Consider the following 21,123-nt stretch of genomic DNA (forward strand, 5'->3'; position numbering starts at 1 on the left):
GTTAATTAATACTTTTCGTCTATACTTTGGACACCATACTACATGGTATTTACAGGAATAGACGACATTGTTGTTTGATTTATATGTTGTGTTCATATTTGTATTATACTATGGTTTATCAGTTAATACAATTACTATTTTGTCCATCTTCAATTACTTGCATAAATTACGATCAGAGTAATCACTACCGTAATAACAATACTGTTTAAAAGAAACGGATAAAATTAAAGTGTGCGTTCATATTGATGTAGTTATCAATGATGAATTTCTGCGGAAGGAGATGATGCTCCAGAGCCATGATCTCCTGATTTTCCTTAAAGGATGAAGCTTCTGATCCGCCAGCACTGGCAAAGCTCCGGGATTTCCGTTACAAACCCTCCCGATACACGCTGTTGATCGTAGCCTGGGCGTGCTCCAGCTCTTTCTTCCGGACGATGGCTTCCCTATCACTTAAGATCGCCAGCATCTCATCGATCACATCCTCCACTCTGGGACTTGTCACCCTGTATAAATACCCCAGCATCCGTGTAGCTGTGTAATCGGTATTCATATGTTTATAGGCGATTTCCCGGCACAGCTCATCGGGATATCCCTTATCCTGAAGCGCTCTGTAAAGCTCATCTGTTCTTGTATCTACCATATGCTTCTGAGATTCCTTTCCTGTTTTTATTATAATTTCACCAAGCGGATATTCGCGATCCGCTTTCGCTGGTTCCATCCATATTCAGTACAATAAATCGAACATTTCCCTTCCACTCTGCTACATGATCACAAACACGACCGTTTCACGATTTATCCTCCTCATCCATGCCATTTTCTTTATCAGTCTTATATATTCTCCGGATCCCCAGGATCAATGTTACGAAAATCCCTGCGATCAGCATCCACACCGGCCACATAGGTGCCGTTCCCAGATTCCCGCTGATCCCGGCATAAAGACATACTCCAATGGATAACAGCTTGATCACAGACATCATTTTTGACGCAATCTCAAAGATATGCTCTCTGTTTTCCTCTGTCACCTCAACCGGATAGTTCCACCACTGTGGAAATCTCTGACAGAACATCAGAAGTGCCAGAATCAGCAGCCCCAAAATCGGCTCCAGAAGAAGGCTGCCCTTCTTCCCATACCGGTCCGGGATCCCATGCGCATTAAAATGGATCGGCACCCTCTCCGGCAGATTTCCCCAGGTGGCCACAAGATACATCACGTACCCAAGGATCATCAGAAAGCAAAGCACATCTGTAATATTCCGCAGTTTTTTCTCAGACATTATCCATCCCCCTTTCATTGCAGAATAAACCCGTCTGTAAATTAAATACTCTCTTTCCTGTATTTTACACACAAATTGCCTGCTTGTAAAAGTATTTTGCAAAAAATTACCTTACATAACAATATCTGTTAAGCACTAATGATTGCATACGAAATTTTTATATGATAAAATAGACATGTTGTCCAAAAACATATTTAAGAAAGGGAAAGAAATATGTTAGAAAAAATCTTCAAGCTGTCCGCAAACAAAACGGACGCCAAAACTGAGGTTCTGGCAGGTATCACCACCTTCATGACAATGGCCTATATCCTGGCAGTTAACCCGAACATCCTGTCCGCAACCGGCATGGATTCCGGAGCTGTATTCACAGCTACCGCACTGGCAGCCTTCCTGGGAACGCTGCTGATGGCAATCTTCGCCAACTACCCGTTCGCACTGGCACCCGGAATGGGTCTGAACGCATACTTTGCCTATACAGTTGTTATCGGTATGGGATACAGCTGGCAGTATGCACTGACTGCAGTTTTTGCAGAAGGTATCGTATTTATCGTTCTTTCACTTACCAATGTACGTGAAGCGATCTTCAATGCGATCCCTCTGAACCTGAAATCCGCAGTCAGTGTTGGTATCGGTCTTTTTATTGCATTTGTAGGATTACAGAATGCCAATATCGTGATCGGCGGCTCCACTCTGCTGCAGCTTTTCTCTGTAGATGGCTACAACGCAGCCAAGGGTGTAGAGGCTTCCTTCAACAATGTGGGGATCACCGTTATCCTGGCTCTGATCGGTATCATCGTAACAGGAATCCTGGTTGTTAAAAATGTAAAGGGAAACATCCTCTGGGGTATCCTGATCACATGGGGACTTGGAATCATCTGTCAGTTCGCCGGACTTTATGTTCCGAACCCGGAAATCGGCTTCTACAGCCTGCTCCCGGATTTCAGCAACGGACTCTCTATCCCGAGTCTTGCTCCGATCTTTGCGAAGCTGCAGTTTGACGGAGTTTTCTCACTGGATTTCCTTGTTATCCTGTTTGCATTTTTATTTGTAGATCTTTTTGATACTCTTGGAACTCTCGTTGGTGTCTCTTCTAAAGCAGGCATGCTGGATGAAAATGGCAAGCTTCCTAACATCAAGGGCGCACTTCTTGCAGATGCAGTTGCAACAACTGCCGGTGCAGTTCTTGGTACATCCACAACCACTACCTTCGTAGAAAGTGCTTCCGGTGTATCCGAAGGCGGAAGAACCGGACTTACCGCAGTGACAACTGCCATCTTATTTGGCCTGTCCCTATTCCTGTCTCCGATCTTCCTGGCAATCCCGTCCTTTGCCACAGCTCCGGCTCTGGTGATCGTTGGATTGTACATGCTCAGCAATGTTATCAGCATTGATTTCAGCGATATGTCCGAGGCGATCCCATGTTATGTATGTATCATCGCAATGCCGTTCTTCTACAGCATTTCCGAAGGTATCTCCATGGGAATTATCACATACGTAGCAATCAACCTGATCACAGGTAAGGCAAAAGAAAAGAAGATCAGCGCTCTGATGTATGTACTGGCAGTGCTGTTTATCCTGAAATATATTTTCCTGTAAAATATGGCAAAAAAATTCCCGGGCGTTTTGTCCCGGGAGTTTTTTTATTCCAGCAAAATATTTTTATTTCTTCGGCTGATACCGCATATTCGATACATTATAAACCGTGATAAACGCTTTCGGGTCCTCCTGGTTTATAAACTTCATCAGCTTCTGATATTCACCTTTATCTACGATGGTGATGATCTCACGGCGTTTTTCCATGTTATAGGCTCCGATGGCCTCATAGATCGTGGCTCCGCTGTGCAGGTCATGAATGATAAACTGCCTCAGCTCCTCTTCCTTTTTCGTGATGATGCAGACACGCCGCTTGATATTATTGTCAAAAATAAAATGATCCAGAACGATTCCGTTAAAATACGTTCCCAGAATACTTAAGACCACCGTCTTTTTATCATACACAAGCGCCGCGGAAAGTGCCACGCACATACCGGAAAGAGACATGGCTTTTCCAAGTTCCATGTGGAGATACTTATTCATGATCTTCGCCACGATATCCAGTCCGCCTGAGGATGCATTCCTGTTAAAAAGAATGCTAAGTCCCACACTCACTACCAGAATATAACACAGAACATCCAGTTCCTGGCTGTCTGTCATGGAACCGAAATTTGGAAAAATGATCTCAAACAATCCCAGAAACAACGGCAGCATTACACTGGTATAAACCGTCTTAACTCCAAACTCTCTTCCACAGGTAAAAAATCCAATAATCAGCAATACCACATTCAGGATCATGGTAATCGCCGACAGCTGCAGCGGCACAAAGTTGGAAAGCACGATTCCAAGACCGGAAATACTGCTGACCGACGTATGGCTTGGCACTAGGAAAAAATATACCGCCGCTGCGATGATCGCCACTGCTACGGTGAGGATCACGGTTTCCTTAACGATATCCGCATAATTCAGTTTCTTTTTCATGATTTCAGATACTCTTCCCATTCTTTTTCTTTAGCGCCCACCAGCACCTTGTCTTTCCCAACAAGGATTGGTCGTTTCACAAGCATCCCGTCTGTTGCAAGAAGCGCAAGCTGCTCTTCCTCACTCATCTCCGGAAGTTTATCTTTCAGTTTCATCTCTTTATAAATATTTCCACTGGTATTGAAGAAACGCTTCAGCGGAAGACCGCTTTTTTCCCACCAGGCTTTCAGTTCCTCTGCAGTTGGATTGTCCGTCTTAATATCACGCAATGTATATTCTGCGCCACTCTCATCCAGCCATTTCTGAGCCTTTTTGCAGGTACTGCATTTTGGATAGCATACAAATAACATCTTATGTCCCCCTGTTCTTCGGCAGTAAATACGTAAATTCACTGCTGTCTGTTTTTTTGCCTACAGCACAGAATTTTTATAGAACTTTTTCACTGTACTGTCCAGGTTTTATTTTAACATAGACGATGCGGTATTTCTATCCTATTGTTCCGACCATATCAGCTTCGATTCCTGTTTCATCTCATCCACAATTTTCTCCGCTGCATCCAGATCTCCCTTTGCTTCCAGTTCTGTTAATTCAAGGCTCTTCTTCCTGGCCTCCTCACTCATATAGTAAACTTCTTTTACCGTTTCCGGAGTGCTGTCGTCCTCCGGTGATACTTCCTCTGTTTTTTTGGAAAAATCCTGAAGCAGCATGTCATCGCTTTTCAGTTCCAGGGTTCCTGCATAGGGCGCATCAATGGCGTAGACGAACTCTGTTCTTCCATCTTCTGTGTACTGTACTTTCATACGGTTAATAAGATTGTTGGAAGAATACAGGCAGTTGTCTTTTACGTACATTCCGCTATTTTCCAGGGTCATGTATTTTTCGTTGAAATACCAGTGGTTGTAGCCTGCTGCCGCAGCGATGAGTGTCAGGATAACTGCCACTGCTGCTGTCAGCACTCTGCGTATTATTAATTTTTTCCGGATTTTTTTCAGTGCGGCTGCGCTTCCGGTATTTGCATTACTTTCAGTATTTTCCGTCCCACCAGTTCCACATCCTGCTACAGAAGCTACAGATGATCTTATCCGGGCCTGCTCTTTTCCCTGCTCTTCTTTCATGATCTCCAACATTTTTCTGCATTCCTGACAGGTTCCCATATGTTCTTCCACCAGCGCCCGACTGTCTTCGCTTAATATCCCATCTATATAAGATGGCATCAGATCCTGTATTACGTCACATGTGATCTTCATATTCCAGCTCCTCTCTGATCTTTACTCTTGCACGGTAATAAGTCACCCGCGCCCAGTTTTCACTTTTTCCAAAAAGCATTCCGATCTCACTAAACTTAAGCTCTCCGAATGTCCGCAGGGAAAAACTTCTTTATACGGTTCCGAAAGTCTATGCAGAACCTTGTGGATTTCCATAGCCTGGCTCCGCTGCGCCAGCTTTTCCTCCAGAAGCTCTCCGCCAGCGCTTTCTGTTTTTTCCAGCTTCTCATCCCCGAGAAGTTGCTTCTTCTGTTTTTTCAGATGATCGTACAACGTATTCTTTGCGATCTGGCAGAGCCACACACGCACATCACAGTCACCCCGGAACTGATCTATCTTTTCCAGAGCTTTAAAAAATGTCTCCTGTGTCACTTCCTCAGCCAGCGATCCATCCTGTGAGATAGAACGGATATACCGATATACAATGTCAAAATATGTCCGGTAAAGTTCCTCTATGTTCATCGGTTTTTCTCTTTCCTCCCTTCTCACTTATAAGACGCACTGATCTCAAAAACGTTACAGAAAATCTTTCAAAATTTCGTCCGATATTTTTATTTCGACGTTTCTTTTAGCACAAACGAAATGCCCGGTATAAAAATACCGGGCACAGCATTATCAGAATTTTCTTCTGACCTCCTCTTACACTCTGCTGCATACCTTCACATCGTTCCATGCTTTTCATAATATTTCTTTTTTTCCGCATACATAAGATCATCTGCTCTTCTCAGCATTGTCTCAAGCTCCGAAGAGCTTTCCTCCCAGACAACGCCAACAGAAACACTGATCCTTTTAGCAGCAATGCTGTCACAAATATCCCGAACCTTACTCCGAAAAATCTTCTCATCCATGTCAAAACAGATAAGTACAAATTCATCGCCACCTACCCGGTAAGCATTTTCCGGCAGAATCGCAAGCATGGAACGCGCTGTATTTATGATCAGCCTGTCTCCGGCCTCATGTCCGTAAAAATCATTCACCCGTTTCAGACCATTGATATCAATATATGCTACGCCTGTTTTTATCACTGTTTTTGCCTGCATGCCTTCCAAAACCTGAATATACCTGTTCCTGTTATACAAGGTCGTCAGCATATCACGGTAACTCATGTACTGCAGACACGCCTTACGCTCCTTGGCTTTCAGGCTGTCCGTTAAAAAATACTGTATGGATGACAGCAGCGTATGATCCTCATAATGCAGTCTCGGATTATCTACCCCGAGAAATCCTATGATCTTTCCGTCACTGTTTAAAGGAACGGCCAGCAGCCTGGTAATGTCCTGCATCTTCAGAGTCTCATAATACGGCTGCCCCTGCTCCTCCTCAATATCCGGAATATAATACAGGCCATTTTTCCGAAAGCTGTCCATCCAGATATCCAGCATTTCCATGGGAACCTCCTGAAGATTATCCTTCTCAGCAGTCACTCCGTTCATGGCATACTCATAGGTATTTGTACAAACATTTCTCTTTTCATCGATCTGAACAATATAACTGCGATCTCCGTCAAAATACCCACTGATAATACGCAGCAGATTGGAGATTGCCGCATCTTCATCTTCTCCTGATATCAACTCAGCAATGCATTTATTCAGTATCGTTGCGATCTCAAGTCTTTCCTTTATCTTGCCCTCTCTGCTTATCAGCTGATACATTTCCTGATTCAGCTCCGTCATCGTCACGATAAACATAATGATCATGGAAATACCAACAGAAAACTCGATCAGCGACATTCCATACCAGAATGCCTGCACAGCTGCCGCCACTGCCGGAAGTACAATGCATGACAGCATAGAGAACAGGAGCTTCCGACTGACTCTCTTTTTGTACTGGAACAGAAGCGTAAGATCAATGAGCAAGCCTGCTGCCGAAAAAAGAATTGACATAATATATAACGGTGCCCGATGATAACAATTATCCCCATCTATGTAATAATACCAGTGAGTAAACTGCGAGATCACCACAAAAGCAACCCCTGCAGCAGCAATAACATATCCGGCTTTTACTCTTTTTAATGTTCTCCGCTCCCTCTTCGAAAACAGATAAACACACACATAAATGTGAAAACACAGCAGGACTACGTCACTTAAAAGGAATACGAGAAAACTCGAAATACGGACCATCACACTGCCCGGAACTCCGGGATATCCGCTGAAAATATGCGCCATGGCATCCATCAGCAATAACAGAGAAGCAAAACTCTCCATCAGGATAAGATACCGACGCTTTTCCCTGTCATAATTACTGCTCAGAAATATACATATTGCAGCTATGGCACAAAATACACATCCCCATATAAGTATCGCTACCTGCAGTACTTTATCATCCGGCATAAAAAACACTCCTCACATTCGTCACTTACAATAAGTATTACACTTTACCGTGCAAAAGTCAACCTTCCAAAAAAATCCCGGAGTACATTGTCATACTCCAGGATTTTGTCGTCAGCCGGATAAAAGCAACCGCATTCGCTACATAATTCTACACCAGATAACTGCTTCGCAGTTGATTCAGTTAAAGCTCTTCCCCGCAGGATTCAATCACTTTTTTGTACCAGTAAAAAGAATCTTTGCGGATTCTGGAAAAGTCTCCGGTCCCGTCATCATTTTTATTTACATAGATAAGACCATAACGCTTCTTGAATTCTCCGGTGGAGGCACTGACAAGATCTGTACAGCCCCAGCAGGTGTAGCCGATCAGATCTACTCCGTCATGGATTGCTTCCTTCATCTGCTCTATATGGCGGCGCATATATTCAATACGGTAATCATCGTGAATCTTTCCATCCTCTGTCAGCTGATCCACGGCCCCAAGACCATTTTCCACGATCATGATCGGAATCTGATAGCGGTCATAGATCTGGTTCAGAACATAGCGAAGACCAGTTGCATCGATCTGCCAGCCCCAGTCGGAAGCTTTCAGATATGGATTTTTCAGATTGTCACTTCCATTTCCGGCCGTTTTCTCTCCGTCCTTTGTCACGCTGACACAGCTACTGGAATAATAGCTGATAGTGAAAAAGTCCACCGTACCCTTCTTGAGGATCTCTTTATCCTCCTGAAGAACCTCCAGCTGGATTCCGTGCTCCTCAAAGTATCTCGCTGCAAATCCCGGATAATATCCTCTTACATGAACATCACCGGCAATGGAATTGTGGATCTGCCCAAACTGCTGTGCATATAAGATATCATCCGGATGGCAAGTATATGGATAACCATTGTGATAAGCAAGCATACAGCCAAGCATAAACTCCGGATCGATCTCATGAGCCATGGAAACTGCAAGTGCACTTGCTACCAGCTGGTGATGCATTGCCTGATAACGGCTCTGCTCACATACATCCTTCGGGTCCAGCATTCCTGCACAGAATACCGCACCAAAGTCCTGCGTCAGCATATTGATCTCATTAAAAGTCAGCCAGTATTTTACCTTACCTTTATATCTCTCAAATAAAACCTTTGCAAATCGAAGATAGAAATCGATCATCTTACGATTTTTCCATCCGCCATACTCCAGAGAAAGATGAAGGGGATTCTCATAATGAGAGATCGTTATCAGCGGCTCAATGTTATATTTTCTCAGTTCGTCGATCACATTGTCGTAGAACTTAAGGCCTTCCTCATTTGGAGTTTCCTCATCCCCATTTGGGAACACTCTGGACCAAGAAATAGAAAAACGATATACCTTAAATCCCATCTCTGCAAAAAGAGCAATATCCTCTTTCCAGTGATGATAAAAATCAGTCGCCTGGTGATTGGGATAAAATTCTTCCGGTAACGGTGCCGGCGGTGTAAGACGACGTTCCTTATCCACACTTCCTCCTGTCAGGACATCTGCAATGGACGGGCCTCTGCCATCCTCATCCCAACCGCCTTCATACTGGTTTGCAGCAGTTGCTCCGCCCCAGAGAAAGTTTTCCGGCATACGGTTATAATTTTTCATATTTTAATTTTCTCCTTTTTACAAACATCAGGCGGATCTGTTATCTCCGCCTGATGTTTCGTTGTTATTCTTATACAATAGTCAGGAATTTATCTCCTGCATTTACAGCTGCATCTTCTTTTTCCATGCATACTGCTTTGATATAATCAGAAATATTGGTCACAACAACCGGTGTGATCAGATCATATCCTTCTTTCTTAATAGCATCCATATCGAATTCCACAAGAAGCTTTCCTTTTTTACCTTATCTCCATCAGAAACATGGGATTTAAAATATTTACCATTTAAATTTACAGTATCAAGTCCGATGTGGATCAGAATTTCTGCTCCACTTTCTGTCACAAACATGATTCCATGTTTGCTGTCCATGATATTTGCCACCGTACCATCTGCCGGTGCATAAACCTTACCTTCTGATGGAACGATTGCTGCTCCGTCACCTAAAACCTTATCCGCAAAAGTTTTATCCGGAACATCGGAAAGTGCTTTTACAGTTCCTGCTACCGGTGCACAAAGCTCGATCTTGTCTACAAGCGGAGCACTCTGCTGTGCCGACTGTTTTTCTGTATCTGTGTTCTGTACTTCATCCTCTGTCTCAGCCTTTACATCCTCAAATCCGAAGATAAGCGTAAGAACAAAAGCAGCTACAAAAGATACCACGATCATAATGATTCCATAAAGCAGATTGCTTAATCCCTTCTCACCGATAAACGCCGGGATCGCCATGATACAATTCTGTGCAATGTAAAGAGAAACCTGAAGAAGTCCTCCTACGATACCACCGATTCCGGCTGCTATGGAAGCTGCTACAACCGGTCTTTTCAGTTTCAGTGTAACACCATACAGAGCAGGCTCTGTGATACCCATAAGAGCGGAGACACCGGCTGCACTTGCCAGCTGTTTCATGTTGCTGTCCTTGGATCTTACAGCTACTGCAAGAGAAGCTCCGGACTGTGCAAGGTTAGAGCATACCTGAGATACAAAGATCAGTGTATCGGTACCACCGGTTGCAATGGCATTCAGTCCGATCGGTGTCAGCGCATGGTGCATACCGGTCATAACGATGAACGGGAAGGTTGCTGCAAGGATACCTACAATAATGAAACCAAGTTTTACGGACAGGAAGTTGATGGCTACCGCAAGTCCGTTACCAATAATTGTTCCGAGCGGTCCAACTACGATCAGGGCGATCGGTGCACTGATCAGAATTACCAGTGTCGGGTTCAGGATCAGTTTTACCATTTTCGGTGTGATCTTATCAACCAGAATCTCAATATAATGTGTGATCCATACCATCAGGATAACCGGAATAACGGAATAAGAATAAGTTGCTTTTGTGATCGGCAGACCAAACAGTGTGATGGCCGCATCACCAGCTACCATAGTTACAAAGGTAGGGCTTAAGTAAACACCGGCAATAAACAGCGCCAGTGACTGGTTCACGCGGAAAACCTTGGCAGCATTTGCTGCGATCAGGAACGGCATGAAGTAGAAAGTAACATCTCCGATAAAACTGATCACCTGGTAGGTACTGCTTGTTTCTGATACCAGATGAAAAGTTGTCAGCAGAGTAAGTACAACTTTGATCATACCGGCTGCAGTCAGGGCAGGGATCATCGGGGTCATACATCCGGTGATGGCATCGATAACTTTTGAAACAACACTCTTTGAGCTGTCAGAGTTCGCTGCCGGTGCATCATCGGTAGGAACACCTTTGTCCTCCAATGCCTTGTAAACAGCGTTCACTTCATTTCCTGCGATAACCTGGAACTGATCTTCATGCCAGTTAACGCCGGAGATCTCAGAAAGCTTTAAGATCTCTTTCTCGTTGATCTTCGATCTGTCTTTCACATAGAAACGAAGCCTTGTCATGCAGTGGAACAGACGGGTGATATTCTCTTTTCCGCCCAGTGCTGCAATCAGTGTGTCTGCAGTTTTTGCATAGTCCTTTTTCATTTGGGGACCTCCTTTAATAATAAATATTGAAATTTATATTAAAGGTCTTGCCTGAAAAGATACGCACATGGCACGTATTTCAGTAACAATCCATTAACACCTAACTTTATAAAACAATCTCTTTTCACAGATTTTTCAGACGTTTATGGTCTTCTGTGATCTTCTGGATATGAATCGTCAGATACAGCATTTCGTCCTCAGTCATAGCGTATTTATATTCCTCTTCCATCATAAGATAGATCATTTTTACACAGCCGTAAGCTTCTCTGTACTGCTCCTTGATGATCTTGAAAAGCTCCTGATTCTCATCATAGTGAAGCTCTTTATGAAGGAATCTCTGGGCAAAATATTTCAGATGCGTGAGAAACCGCTGATAATACAGATTATCCTCCTGAAATTCCATATTGTCATAATACTTCTCCACGATGTCCAGGATCTGATGTACGATAATGGAAATCTGATAGCTGTCCGTCTTGCCGCCATCTTCCGCATTCACAAAATGCAATGCAAAAAATCCTGCTTCATCTGCAGAAAGATCTACCTCGAACATCTCATTTACCTTTTTCAGTAATTCCAAGCCGATCTCATATTCCTTATGATAAAGCTGCTTGATATCCAGAAGCAGCATATTCTGAAGGCGGATCCCGTTTTCAAGTCTGGAGATCGCACCCATGATATGGTCGCTAAGGGAAAAATAAATACTGTCATTTAATTTCATCCCCTCTTTTTCCTTCACATCATTTACAAAGGCTTCCACAAAATCCAGATATTTTTCCGGAATAGCAGTCAGATAACCCTGTATCTCCTTGCTGATCTGGGCATTTTCCGCAGTAAAGATCTTCTCGATCCTGGACTCCTCCACTTGCTGTCCTTTCTTTTTCTGAAAGGCAATTCCGCAGCCCTTTACAATAACTTCATGTCCCTGTCCATCCCTGGACAGTATCAGATTATTATTCAAAATCTTATGGATAACCATAGTCCTGTTCCCCCGCTGCCAAACAAATAAAAAAGACCATTACAGTATATAGAAAACCTATTCCTATACTACTATAAGGTCTTGCCTGACGATAAATCAATATTTCAGTAACAATCCTTCTGATTCGTAACTATTTAATAACTGTACGTAATAATATCAGAAAAAATATATGTTGTCTATCTGGAATATTTAATAAAATATTTATAATATTTTTGTGAACTTTGACAAAGTCCCCTGATGATCCTGCCAGACGGATCAACGGGGGATTTTCTGTTCAGCTTTTTATTCTTCAGATCTCTTTTCCTTTTGTAGCAATGGCATGTACTACAAACGGTACAAACAATGTGATAAATGCCGCATATCCAAGGTATGCGTAACCTTTTTTGACAACTGTCATCAGACCAAACTGTGCGATGGCAAATGCCAGAAATGTGAAGATCGCTGTGAAAATAGCATTTCTTCCAAGATGTCCCTGAGATTTTTTCTCCGGGCTGTCCATACGGCGTTCTACTGCGTTTACGCAACGTGTTACGATACCGGAGATCATATTTACTGCTGTGGAAATAGCTCCAAGGATGATCAGCAGAGAAATGATCGGTGTCAGAATTCCGGAACCAACTCCGTTCTGAACCAGTACAAGCATCGGTACAGATGCAGATGCAAGCTCACCAACATAGGCAATTGCAAGAAGTCCCAGAATGGAAAGTTCCATTGCACAGAAGTTGCATACAAACATCCAGATCGCTGCTTTGTTGATCTGTTTTTCGTCCGTTACATCCTCCATGTGCTGGTACATAACAGAAACAGATGCCAGCTGGAAGAAGAAATAAAGGACTGCTGAATAGAGAGCCGGTCCAAAGGCTCCGCTCTCGGAGGAAAGTACAGTCATTTCTCCGGAGGACATAGTATGGATGGAAGCTGTGATATCTCCCCACTGTGCAATGATATTCGGAACAAGTACCAGTACAAGACCGATGATGATCAGCACACTTAATGTAGAAGCACATTTTCTTACGACATTGGTTCCGAAAAGCGCGATCACAAAGATAAATGCTGCAATGATCAGTGTACAGAGCCAGTATGGGATCCCGAACAGTGTCTGCAGTGTGGAACCGCCGGTTGCAAAGGCTGCTGCTGATGCAGTTCCGATCATGATCAGGTAACAAATCTCATAGAGATTGGACATAACCGGTTTCGTTTTTCCGTAAAGACTGTCGGAAAAGCTTCTGTAATCGTAGGTTTTGTGTTTATAAGCATAGCGCATTCCATACCAGAAAAACAATGCATACAATCCCTGTGTCACTGCCGGCAGGATCAGACACCAGATACCGTAGTTGATAAAGTACTGATAGATCTGCGCTCCTGATGCGAATCCGCCTCCGAACTGTGTGGTAAATGCGACGAACGCAAGTCCCATAGCCAGAGGCATTTTACTTTGTAATGATTTATTCTGACTCATCTCTCTTTCCCCCATTTTTTATTTATTATATTCGATGACTTTTCCCGGATTCAGGATCAGTTTATCATCGAAAGCCAGCTTGATGGCTTTATAAAGAGCGATCATTCTCGGTCCCGCAAATTCTTCCAAGAATTCCAGACGTCCGTTTCCGATGCCATGCTCACCGGAAAGCTGTCCGCCCAGTTCCTTGGACAGTGCATACAGCTCTACCAGACTTGCGTGAGTGGCTTCCTTCCACTCCTGGTCACTCATTTCCGGTCCACGGAGCATCTCTGTATGGATATTTCCGTCTCCGCAATGTCCGCAGGGCTCTACACGGATACCATGTGCACTTGCGATCTTTTTGGCTGCTTTTACATACTCTGCGATCCTTGCACGCGGAACAACTACGTCACACTCCTCCTGTGCGACAGAATCTGCTTTCATTCCTTCCAAAATCCCGCCCCGGACACTCCATACAGCTCCGGCACGCTCCGGTGTGCCTGCGATACAGCAGTCCAGGGCTCCGTTTGCCAGGGCTGCTTCCGCTGCTGCCTCTACTGCGCTGTCAAGTTCCTGTTTACTGGAAGCATCATACATAACGATCAGCACTGCTTCTCCCTGTTTTACTGGGAACATTTTATTCAGATTGCGTTTTACGATATCGATCAGTTCTCTTTCCAGAAACTCGATGGCTGTTGGCACAAACGGCAGCTCCAGAACCTTCGGGACCATGTCTGCACATTCCTCAAGACTCCTGAACGGCATTACAAGGGTACAGGTGCAGGTCGGTGCGGGAAGAAGCTTCAGCGTTACCTGAGTCAGGATACATAAGGTTCCCTCTGAGCCGATCACCAGATCTTTTACATCATATCCCGTTGTGTTCTTCACAACGTTGGATGAAAAATTCATGATGGAACCATCCGGCATAACTGCCTCGATACAGCGGACAAAATCCCTGGTCAGTCCATATCGTACCGCTTTCATGCCACCGGCATTTGTGATAACATTGCCGCCGATGGAAGCTGTTTTTTCGCCCGGGTCCGGCGGATAAAAAAGTCCGCCTGCCGCTGCTGCCGCCTGGATATCGATGAGAAGTGCTCCCGGCTCCGCTGTGATGGTCTGATTCTTTCTGTCGATCGGAAAGATCTTGTTCATGCGCATCACGGACAGCATGATCCCACCATATTTACAGGTTGCTCCACCTGCAAGTCCGGTTCCTGCGCCACGGCATACCACCGGGATATTTTCTTTATATGCGTAAGCCATGATGGCTGAGATCTCTTCTTTATTTAAAACCTCCACATAAAGCTCCGGAGGAAAAACTCCGTACTCCGGCATCTCATCACGATAATATTCTTTTGCGATCTCATCGCCGACCCATACACGATCTGAAGCAGTCACAGAACGGATGTAGTCAAAATCTTCTGAAGTCATTTTTTTATAGGGATATGCCATGACTTAATCCTCCTTCCGATTCTTTATCAGTTCTGTCAGCTCCGGTACAACCTGATACAAATCGTCCACGATGCAGTAACCGGCAACATTAAAGATCTGTGCCTCCGGATCATTGTTGATCGCTACGATACAGTCAGATCCTGTCATGCAGGAGGTAAACTGGATAGCACCGGATACGCCGCAGGTGATGATCAGCTTCGGACGGACAGTTCTTCCGGAAAGTCCAATCTGATGTGCAACATCTCCGAATCCGTTTTCTACCATAGGACGGGTGAAGGCAAGCTGTCCGCCAAGGGCATCTGCCAGTTCCCGGCACATTTCCACATCCTTTTCATTCCGGACACCACGGCCTGCTACTACCAGAACATCCTCTTCCTCAAGGCTCTTTACCTTATCAATGACCCTGGATGACAGAATCTTGATCCTGGAATCTGCCATTTTTTCATTTACCGGACATACAACCACCTGACCATGCGGATTTTTTACTTTTTCTGCCTTGTCCATAACCTTATAACGAACCGTGGCAAACTGTGGCCGTGATTTGGTGATGCCGATCTGAGCCATGATATTTCCGCCGAAAGCCGGTCTGATCTGGATCATATCGGTGTTGGAACGAATATCCAATGTAGTACAGTCTGCAGTCAGTCCCGTATGGAATCTGGTGGAAAGCCGCGGTGCAAGGGAACGCCCCAGCGCAGTAGCTCCGATCAGCACAGAGCTTGGTTTGTTTGCTGCGATACAGTCTGCAACTGCGTCTGTATAACAGTCTGCGCGGAAGCCTTCGAAGCCTTCATGCTCATATACGTACACATTGTCTACGCCATACGGCAGAAGCTTTTCCGCATTTTCCTTTGTTCCTTTTCCTCCGACGATCACACAGTTAACCTGATAACCGACTTTGACAGCCATCTTTCTTGCTTCTCCGATCAGCTCAAAGGTAACCGGATGGATCTCTCCTCTCTCCTGCTCCACATAGATAAGAAAGTTTTTCCATTTATCCTTGTCAAAGGATTTCGCCTTCTGCTCAAACCGGATGGCTTTCTCCGGGCAGTTACGAACACAAAGCCCACACATACGACAGGCATCGCCTACAACAATTCCATTTCCCTCTATGGTGAGGGCCCCAAAAGGACATTTCTCCACGCATACTCCGCAGAGTACGCATTTGTTTATATCAAATTTTAAAAATTCCATGTTCCGCTTCCCCCTATATGATCTTCTTTCCGGTCAGGAGAGCAACAAGCTTGTCTGCTTTTTCCTTTGCAGTTCCTTCCAGATAAACCTGTTTTTCACTTTCCTCCGGCGCAAACATTTTTTCCACAGAGGTGGGGGAACCGATCAGTCCGTAACGGCTCAGATCCTGATCCGGCATATCTTCAAAGTTTAAGATCCGTACCGGACGGTCTGCAGTTGCCTTCTTTAACAAATAGGATGGCAGACGTGGCACGCAGGTATCCTTATCAATAGTCAGCAGACATGGATACGGAATCTCGGAAACCTGGGAAACACTGACAAGATCCTGACGGACCTGAATGCTTTTTTCATTGACGTCCATGATCTCAGCTACCCATGCAGCATGTGGGATGGTCAGATGCTCTGCAATGGCCGGTCCAACCTGGGCTGTGTCACCATCTGTGGTCTGTCTTCCGCAGATGATCAGATCTGCACCGCCGATCACCTGGATTCCCTGTGCTAACGCATAAGAGGTTGCCAGAACATCCGCTCCCGCAAATTTTCGGTCTGAAAGAATCACGCCCTCATCAGCACCCATGGTATAAGCATCCCGGATCATCTCTTCCGCCTGAGGCGGTCCCATAGTAAGAACGGTTACAGTTCCGCCTGTTTTTTCCCGGATCGCAAGGGCTGTTTCCAATGCAAACAGATCATATGGATTAGTCCTTGTCTCACCGGACATTCGTTTCATGGCACCGGTTTCCGGATCGATATCAACCTTGGAAGTTGCCGGTACCTGCTTCATACATACAACGATCTTCATTTTCTATCTTCTTTCCTGTATTTTCGCTTTTATTTTTTGCTTTAAAACGTTAAACAACTGTATAAGTATAGCATTAACGTGATGTAAAGTCGAGAGGGTTTTGGTAAATTCTGCACAAAAAAGCATTGAAAAAACTTTTAAGCATGCTATAATTACTCTCCGTTATCAAATAAAGCAGACATATGAATCTTTACAATATCACATCGATCAAGGAGCATATATGTAATGGAAGACATCCGTGCAATCTACAGAATTTTCAACAATCTAAAATATGAAATGGAAAATAATGGATGGGTCTATCAGTGGCATTTAGGCGATGAACCTATAAAAGTAACTCATAAATTTAACCCTCCTGTAACACCTGAAGAATTTCAGCTGTTTGAAAAATATTTTCCCAATATGAAACTTCCTGCCTCATACAAAGCTTTTTTATCCTGCTCAAATGGCATGGAACTTTTTTGCGGAGAGGAAGGCAGTTCTTTAGTCAGCTGTACCATTTATTCTTTAAAAAGAGCGCTCAAAGAAAAGGAATCTTGGAATAGTACGCCTATTTTATCTGATCCGGAGTTTACATATCATCTTCCTGTTCTTTGCTTACAGGACATCGGCGATATAACCATGGATCTTCAGGCTGTATCAGAAGGCAGAGACGATTACCTATGCTATCCGGCTCCAGATACTGATCGTTTTAATATCCCTTTTAATGAATGGCTGGAAAGATATATCGTATGCCAGGGGCATGAATTCTGGTATTTCTTGAATCCATAAAACAGAAATTTTATGAATATTTTTCGTAAAAATACCCCGGAACCGTAAGGTTTCCGGGGTATCTTACGTTTGGACACAATGTACCTTGCGGTACTCAATATATATTAAATTAGGATGTTATACTAATTAACGATTACTCGATAACTGTAGCAACACGTCCTGATCCTACAGTACGTCCACCCTCGCGATACTTTAATCCCGTTTTACCTCATATTTTTTATGGTTTTCTATCCAAAATACAGTGAAAAACGGCTGATTTGCACCATCTATTTTTATTTGCCTGATTTCTTGGCACCGGAATCCCTGGTCGAAAAGATTCTTTTCTACAGTTGCCCTACTCTCATCTGTCAACTTCATATTGCGCCGACAGTTTCAGACGGTTATAATCAGAACATGGGTGCTACCATAACGGTAGACGGTTAGTCCTTCTCCAGAGGGTTGCAGAGTGCCAGTGGCACTCGTTTTGCAACGACCGAAGTGAAACGGAGACCTGTGACCTTCTGATTACATAGAAACCTGTAAAGGAATCCAATGGAAAGAAGAACTAAGCCAATGAGTATTGTTGACTTCATAGCAGTAGTGAGCTTCGGCCTAACCTGTTTTTGTATCGGATATACATTAGGCAAGGATAATCATAAACCACAAAAATAACCGCCCAGTCTGCAAACTAAGCGGTTATTTTTGATAGATATTCTAAATAGCAAAACGGACTAACCGTCTATCAGCAACACTCTTTTTTCTATAAGCATATTATTACGCATCTGTAAGAATGTCAAAAAGTTCTTTTTCCATAGTATGTAATACGAATTTGAAAATACTTATAAGCCGAAAAAATACACCAGTACCAGCTTGATCACAGCAGCTCCACCAAAGGCAACAACTGCAGTTACAACTAATTGCATAGGTTTTGGGAAATTTTCGAACACAAAAACTTTCCTACTCTTGCTCCGCACCTTGCTTAAAGATCCTGTCGTAAATGCTGCTATCATTATGACTGACACAGATACCAAGGTCTCACAATAGCCGGCAAGCTTTCCTAACACATCATTATACATATATGCACCTGTTTCATGCAGAATCCAGTATAGAACCAATGCACAAACTCCCATGACACTTTGGAGCTTCATTTCCTTAAAAATCTTCTCTTTCTCTGTAGTTGCATAATCTGACATTGTTTTAGCAATTTTTCTTTCTTCTTCGTTCATCATCTCGCTTTTCCTTTCTCCACTGATAATCTCAGGAATGCTGATATCATAATAATCTGCAATATCCACAAGAATACTGATATCCGGCATATTGTTTCCGGTTTCCCATCTGGATACGGTCCTTCCAGAGACATTTAATATTTCTGCCAACTGCTCCTGTGTAATGCCTTTTTCTTTGCGAAGTTTTTTAAAAAATTCCCGATTTTTACTTGGTCCACCTCAACTCCTCCTTTCATCATCAAATATAGAATCTGTTATCTGCAAATAACACGACACAAAGCGAGAAATGTCGTATTTTCACTAATAGACACAGTTGTCTATGCGTTTTTCATTTTTTCAATTATACAAACTGGAATTGAGATTTCATATATTCCAAGGGATTTAATAACTGTTATATTTTATTATCAAATATCTCTCAATCCCTTGAAAACACAAAGTTTATCGCAGGTGAGCTTTCCCTTATTGTTTCCCTTGCGTTATATCGTCCCACCAGTGTTTACGAACTCTGATAAGGGCAAAAACAAGGGCAAGAAAATTATATAAAACAGTATAACACAAAATAAAAGTGACATTGTGAACTGATTGAAATGCTTCTGATTTTTGCAACAAATGATTGATTTAACGATAAGGAGATTTGATACGATGAGAACAATATTTGCAGAATACAATCCCAAGCGCAACAGTATTGATGTTTACACCTCTGTTGGCTATATGCTCCGCATTGACTGTTGGGAAGCTGAAAAGAACTTAAAAACCACACCAGGATCAGACTGTGCATTAAACGCACTCGCCATTGATGAACCTCTTGAATATGCAAAATTATATCTTGATGGAAATTTGCAGATGTGGGTAGATGCGGAAGACTCATTAGATATTTTTTAATTTTTAAACAAATACAACAGTTTAAATCGCTATTAACCACAATATTTCCGGAAAATTCATCATAGGTTTGTGCAAATGCAAAGAAACGGCGGCTCTGAAAATCAAAGCCGCCGTTTCATAGGCGCGTGAAAATGTGTCTGCTCTGCGACGGCTTTTTTTCTTTTGCCGTCGCGCTGCAGATAACCTATTCGTTCTATTTTGAACTTCTTTTATGCTACCTGATGTCTGCAATAGGAATGAATCGCCAAGAATGTAAACACAAATAATTCAATTCCTGCCGAAATCAAAATAACATGCGGTGTCCAGAAACTCATTCCACCGATATTCAGATAATTGAAATCTGCAAGCTGAGAAAGGAAATTGTTCTGCATACCAATTCCGGCAGATGGAAGTATGGTAGAGAGCCATGTTGCTCCCATCGCTACATAAGCAAAAAGCGGCATGAGAAGAACTACAATAGAGATCAGCAAAACTGTCAATGTGTCTTTACATTTTGCAGACAGGAACAACGTACAGCTAACCGTTGCTAATACAGAAAGTAAGCCCGCTGCTGCGAGAATTATCTGCAACTGCCCCAGATTGATGTTTGGCAGATTAATGATAGAGTATCGCATCTGAAACGATGTTTTTAAGCAATCCGTCCCGAACGCTGCATCTAAAATCAGAATGTGTATCGTGATCCCGACAAGGAAAGTAACAACGAAAAGTGTAAATGCCGCCAGAATTTTGGTAATTGCTAATTGTTTATGCCCGTATTTGGTGGTTCGCAGGATGCTGTCACCGCCCGTTTGATATTCTCCGGCGAAAGTAGATGCTGCGATTGCCACACACAAAATAGCAAGGAACAAAATATAAAACTCAATATAATCAAATGCATCTTTTGAAATTCCAGAATGAAGATAAAATGGCGTATCAAGTTCTGAATATTTTTCAAGAGCTTTCTGCTGTGCGGTTTTGTTTTCTCTTTGCTCATTCCGCATGACATCCTGTAAATGTTCTGCGCACTTTTCATAATAGGCTCCGTCAATGTCATTCGGGTCAATATCCATTAAATCAGCACCAATGCCTGTTACTGGATCAGCAAACGCTTCGGACAGACCCATCAGCAAGTGACGGAACGGGACGATTTTTTCAATAAATACAGCCAGAGGAAAGCCCTCTTCCTCGACTGGCCCATATTCTCGAACGCAGCTTTGATAAGTTTCCAAAGCCGATTTGATCCTATCCGGGGTCACTTCACCAGCGGATGTTTTATATAAATCTTGTTTGTACTTGATAGCTGCCAAGCCATCTAATTCTGTAACCGTGCCATCTTCGTTTGGACGGTTAATACCCTCAAATGAAATAGGCAGGTATGCCATGGCTACGGAAAGCAAAAGTGCGATTGCAAGTAAAATCAGGGTGCGCCGTGACTTCAAAATACGTTTTAGTTCAAGTCTAAAGAGCCGCATA

Annotated in this window: 19 protein-coding genes and 1 pseudogene; 3 read left to right on the forward strand and 17 right to left on the reverse strand. The window is 43.3% G+C overall.

Annotation, left to right across the window (positions count from 1 at the left end; all coding sequences use genetic code 11):
- From CK1_RS11125 to CK1_RS11135, 3 genes are all read right to left on the reverse strand, one after another.
- Positions 1 to 96, reverse strand: a 96-nt coding sequence (locus tag CK1_RS11125) for a transposase (protein WP_250789533.1), incomplete at its 3' end; no start/stop codon positions are given.
- Between the two features lie 271 nt (positions 97 to 367).
- The gene (locus CK1_RS11130) at positions 368 to 640 is read right to left on the reverse strand and encodes a hypothetical protein (RefSeq protein ID WP_044960934.1); all 273 of its coding nucleotides are present in this window, start codon (positions 638 to 640) and stop codon (positions 368 to 370) included.
- A gap of 145 nt (positions 641 to 785) precedes the next feature.
- On the reverse strand, positions 786 to 1,274 hold the full coding sequence (locus CK1_RS11135; RefSeq protein ID WP_015526333.1) for a DUF1648 domain-containing protein: 489 nt from the start codon (positions 1,272 to 1,274) through the stop codon (positions 786 to 788).
- Positions 1,275 to 1,487: 213 nt separating this feature from the next.
- On the opposite strand from CK1_RS11135, the gene CK1_RS11140 reads away from it, so the two are divergent.
- A complete protein-coding gene (locus tag CK1_RS11140) occupies positions 1,488 to 2,870 on the forward strand; it encodes an NCS2 family permease (RefSeq protein ID WP_015526334.1) in 1,383 nt (460 codons plus the stop codon).
- Positions 2,871 to 2,933: 63 nt separating this feature from the next.
- On the opposite strand, the gene CK1_RS11145 is transcribed toward CK1_RS11140, so the two are convergent.
- The 12 genes and pseudogenes from CK1_RS11145 to CK1_RS11205 all read right to left on the reverse strand — a co-directional run bounded on the left by CK1_RS11145 (position 2,934) and on the right by CK1_RS11205 (position 16,816).
- Positions 2,934 to 3,788: a YitT family protein gene (locus CK1_RS11145; protein WP_015526335.1), complete on the reverse strand. Its 855-nt coding sequence runs from the start codon at positions 3,786 to 3,788 to the stop codon at positions 2,934 to 2,936.
- A complete protein-coding gene (locus CK1_RS11150; protein WP_015526336.1) occupies positions 3,785 to 4,138 on the reverse strand; it encodes an arsenate reductase family protein in 354 nt (117 codons plus the stop codon). The genes CK1_RS11145 and CK1_RS11150 overlap by 4 nt, the downstream gene beginning before the upstream one ends.
- 141 nt (positions 4,139 to 4,279) lie before the next feature.
- Positions 4,280 to 5,035: a zf-HC2 domain-containing protein gene (locus CK1_RS11155; protein WP_015526337.1), complete on the reverse strand. Its 756-nt coding sequence runs from the start codon at positions 5,033 to 5,035 to the stop codon at positions 4,280 to 4,282.
- Positions 5,036 to 5,077: 42 nt separating this feature from the next.
- Entirely contained in the window at positions 5,078 to 5,515 is a 438-nt protein-coding gene (locus CK1_RS11160; protein WP_015526338.1) for an RNA polymerase sigma factor, read from the reverse strand.
- A gap of 197 nt (positions 5,516 to 5,712) precedes the next feature.
- Positions 5,713 to 7,383 (reverse strand): sensor domain-containing diguanylate cyclase, encoded by a 1,671-nt coding sequence (locus CK1_RS11165; RefSeq protein ID WP_015526339.1) that lies wholly within the window; start codon positions 7,381 to 7,383, stop codon positions 5,713 to 5,715.
- Positions 7,384 to 7,564: 181 nt separating this feature from the next.
- Positions 7,565 to 8,992, reverse strand: coding sequence for a glycoside hydrolase family 1 protein (locus CK1_RS11170; RefSeq protein ID WP_015526340.1), 1,428 nt, complete (start codon positions 8,990 to 8,992; stop codon positions 7,565 to 7,567).
- Between the two features lie 70 nt (positions 8,993 to 9,062).
- Positions 9,063 to 10,948: pseudogene (locus CK1_RS11180) on the reverse strand (beta-glucoside-specific PTS transporter subunit IIABC).
- 124 nt (positions 10,949 to 11,072) lie between these two features.
- Entirely contained in the window at positions 11,073 to 11,924 is an 852-nt protein-coding gene (gene licT / locus CK1_RS11185; protein WP_015526343.1) for a BglG family transcription antiterminator LicT, read from the reverse strand.
- Between the two features lie 289 nt (positions 11,925 to 12,213).
- Positions 12,214 to 13,383, reverse strand: coding sequence for a YkvI family membrane protein (locus CK1_RS11190; protein WP_015526344.1), 1,170 nt, complete (start codon positions 13,381 to 13,383; stop codon positions 12,214 to 12,216).
- A gap of 18 nt (positions 13,384 to 13,401) precedes the next feature.
- Positions 13,402 to 14,820: an FAD-binding oxidoreductase gene (locus CK1_RS11195; protein ID WP_015526345.1), complete on the reverse strand. Its 1,419-nt coding sequence runs from the start codon at positions 14,818 to 14,820 to the stop codon at positions 13,402 to 13,404.
- A gap of 3 nt (positions 14,821 to 14,823) precedes the next feature.
- Entirely contained in the window at positions 14,824 to 16,014 is a 1,191-nt protein-coding gene (locus CK1_RS11200; protein ID WP_015526346.1) for an electron transfer flavoprotein subunit alpha, read from the reverse strand.
- A gap of 13 nt (positions 16,015 to 16,027) precedes the next feature.
- Positions 16,028 to 16,816, reverse strand: a complete 789-nt coding sequence (locus CK1_RS11205) for an electron transfer flavoprotein subunit beta/FixA family protein (RefSeq protein WP_015526347.1) — start codon at positions 16,814 to 16,816, stop codon at positions 16,028 to 16,030.
- Positions 16,817 to 17,041: 225 nt separating this feature from the next.
- Here CK1_RS11205 and CK1_RS11210 point away from each other — a divergent pair, with 225 nt between their 5' ends.
- Complete coding sequence (locus CK1_RS11210; RefSeq protein WP_015526348.1) at positions 17,042 to 17,584, forward strand: SMI1/KNR4 family protein; 543 nt, start codon at positions 17,042 to 17,044, stop codon at positions 17,582 to 17,584.
- Positions 17,585 to 18,402: 818 nt separating this feature from the next.
- On the opposite strand, the gene CK1_RS11215 is transcribed toward CK1_RS11210, so the two are convergent.
- Positions 18,403 to 18,939: a helix-turn-helix transcriptional regulator gene (locus CK1_RS11215; protein WP_227597888.1), complete on the reverse strand. Its 537-nt coding sequence runs from the start codon at positions 18,937 to 18,939 to the stop codon at positions 18,403 to 18,405.
- Between the two features lie 459 nt (positions 18,940 to 19,398).
- Here CK1_RS11215 and CK1_RS11220 point away from each other — a divergent pair, with 459 nt between their 5' ends.
- Complete coding sequence (locus CK1_RS11220) at positions 19,399 to 19,671, forward strand: DUF6061 family protein (RefSeq protein ID WP_005345990.1); 273 nt, start codon at positions 19,399 to 19,401, stop codon at positions 19,669 to 19,671.
- A 209-nt stretch (positions 19,672 to 19,880) separates the two neighbouring features.
- Here the strand turns inward: CK1_RS11220 and CK1_RS11225 are convergent, their stop codons facing one another.
- The gene (locus tag CK1_RS11225; RefSeq protein WP_008392848.1) at positions 19,881 to 21,122 is read right to left on the reverse strand and encodes an ABC transporter permease subunit; all 1,242 of its coding nucleotides are present in this window, start codon (positions 21,120 to 21,122) and stop codon (positions 19,881 to 19,883) included.
- Position 21,123: the final 1 nt, after the last annotated feature.

The sequence above is a fragment of the Ruminococcus sp. SR1/5 genome, assembly GCF_000209835.1.
Lineage (GTDB): Bacteria > Bacillota > Clostridia > Lachnospirales > Lachnospiraceae > Blautia_A > Blautia_A fusiformis.

Bases quoted from the DNA above. Each gene is read 5' to 3' on its own strand.
- CK1_RS11190 (WP_015526344.1), bottom strand. From the start codon at position 13,383: ATGAGTCAGAATAAATCATTACAAAGTAAAATGCCTCTGGCTATGGGA.
- CK1_RS11205 (WP_015526347.1), bottom strand. From the start codon at position 16,816: ATGAAGATCGTTGTATGTATGAAGCAGGTACCGGCAACTTCCAAGGTT.
- CK1_RS11170 (WP_015526340.1), bottom strand. From the start codon at position 8,992: ATGAAAAATTATAACCGTATGCCGGAAAACTTTCTCTGGGGCGGAGCA.
- CK1_RS11165 (WP_015526339.1), bottom strand. From the start codon at position 7,383: ATGCCGGATGATAAAGTACTGCAGGTAGCGATACTTATATGGGGATGT.
- licT (WP_015526343.1), bottom strand. From the start codon at position 11,924: ATGGTTATCCATAAGATTTTGAATAATAATCTGATACTGTCCAGGGAT.
- CK1_RS11130 (WP_044960934.1), bottom strand. From the start codon at position 640: ATGGTAGATACAAGAACAGATGAGCTTTACAGAGCGCTTCAGGATAAG.
- CK1_RS11200 (WP_015526346.1), bottom strand. From the start codon at position 16,014: ATGGAATTTTTAAAATTTGATATAAACAAATGCGTACTCTGCGGAGTA.
- CK1_RS11135 (WP_015526333.1), bottom strand. From the start codon at position 1,274: ATGTCTGAGAAAAAACTGCGGAATATTACAGATGTGCTTTGCTTTCTG.
- CK1_RS11150 (WP_015526336.1), bottom strand. From the start codon at position 4,138: ATGTTATTTGTATGCTATCCAAAATGCAGTACCTGCAAAAAGGCTCAG.
- CK1_RS11160 (WP_015526338.1), bottom strand. From the start codon at position 5,515: ATGAACATAGAGGAACTTTACCGGACATATTTTGACATTGTATATCGG.
- CK1_RS11140 (WP_015526334.1), top strand. From the start codon at position 1,488: ATGTTAGAAAAAATCTTCAAGCTGTCCGCAAACAAAACGGACGCCAAA.
- CK1_RS11145 (WP_015526335.1), bottom strand. From the start codon at position 3,788: ATGAAAAAGAAACTGAATTATGCGGATATCGTTAAGGAAACCGTGATC.
- CK1_RS11195 (WP_015526345.1), bottom strand. From the start codon at position 14,820: ATGGCATATCCCTATAAAAAAATGACTTCAGAAGATTTTGACTACATC.
- CK1_RS11210 (WP_015526348.1), top strand. From the start codon at position 17,042: ATGGAAGACATCCGTGCAATCTACAGAATTTTCAACAATCTAAAATAT.
- CK1_RS11155 (WP_015526337.1), bottom strand. From the start codon at position 5,035: ATGAAGATCACATGTGACGTAATACAGGATCTGATGCCATCTTATATA.
- CK1_RS11225 (WP_008392848.1), bottom strand. From the start codon at position 21,122: ATGCGGCTCTTTAGACTTGAACTAAAACGTATTTTGAAGTCACGGCGC.
- CK1_RS11220 (WP_005345990.1), top strand. From the start codon at position 19,399: ATGATTGATTTAACGATAAGGAGATTTGATACGATGAGAACAATATTT.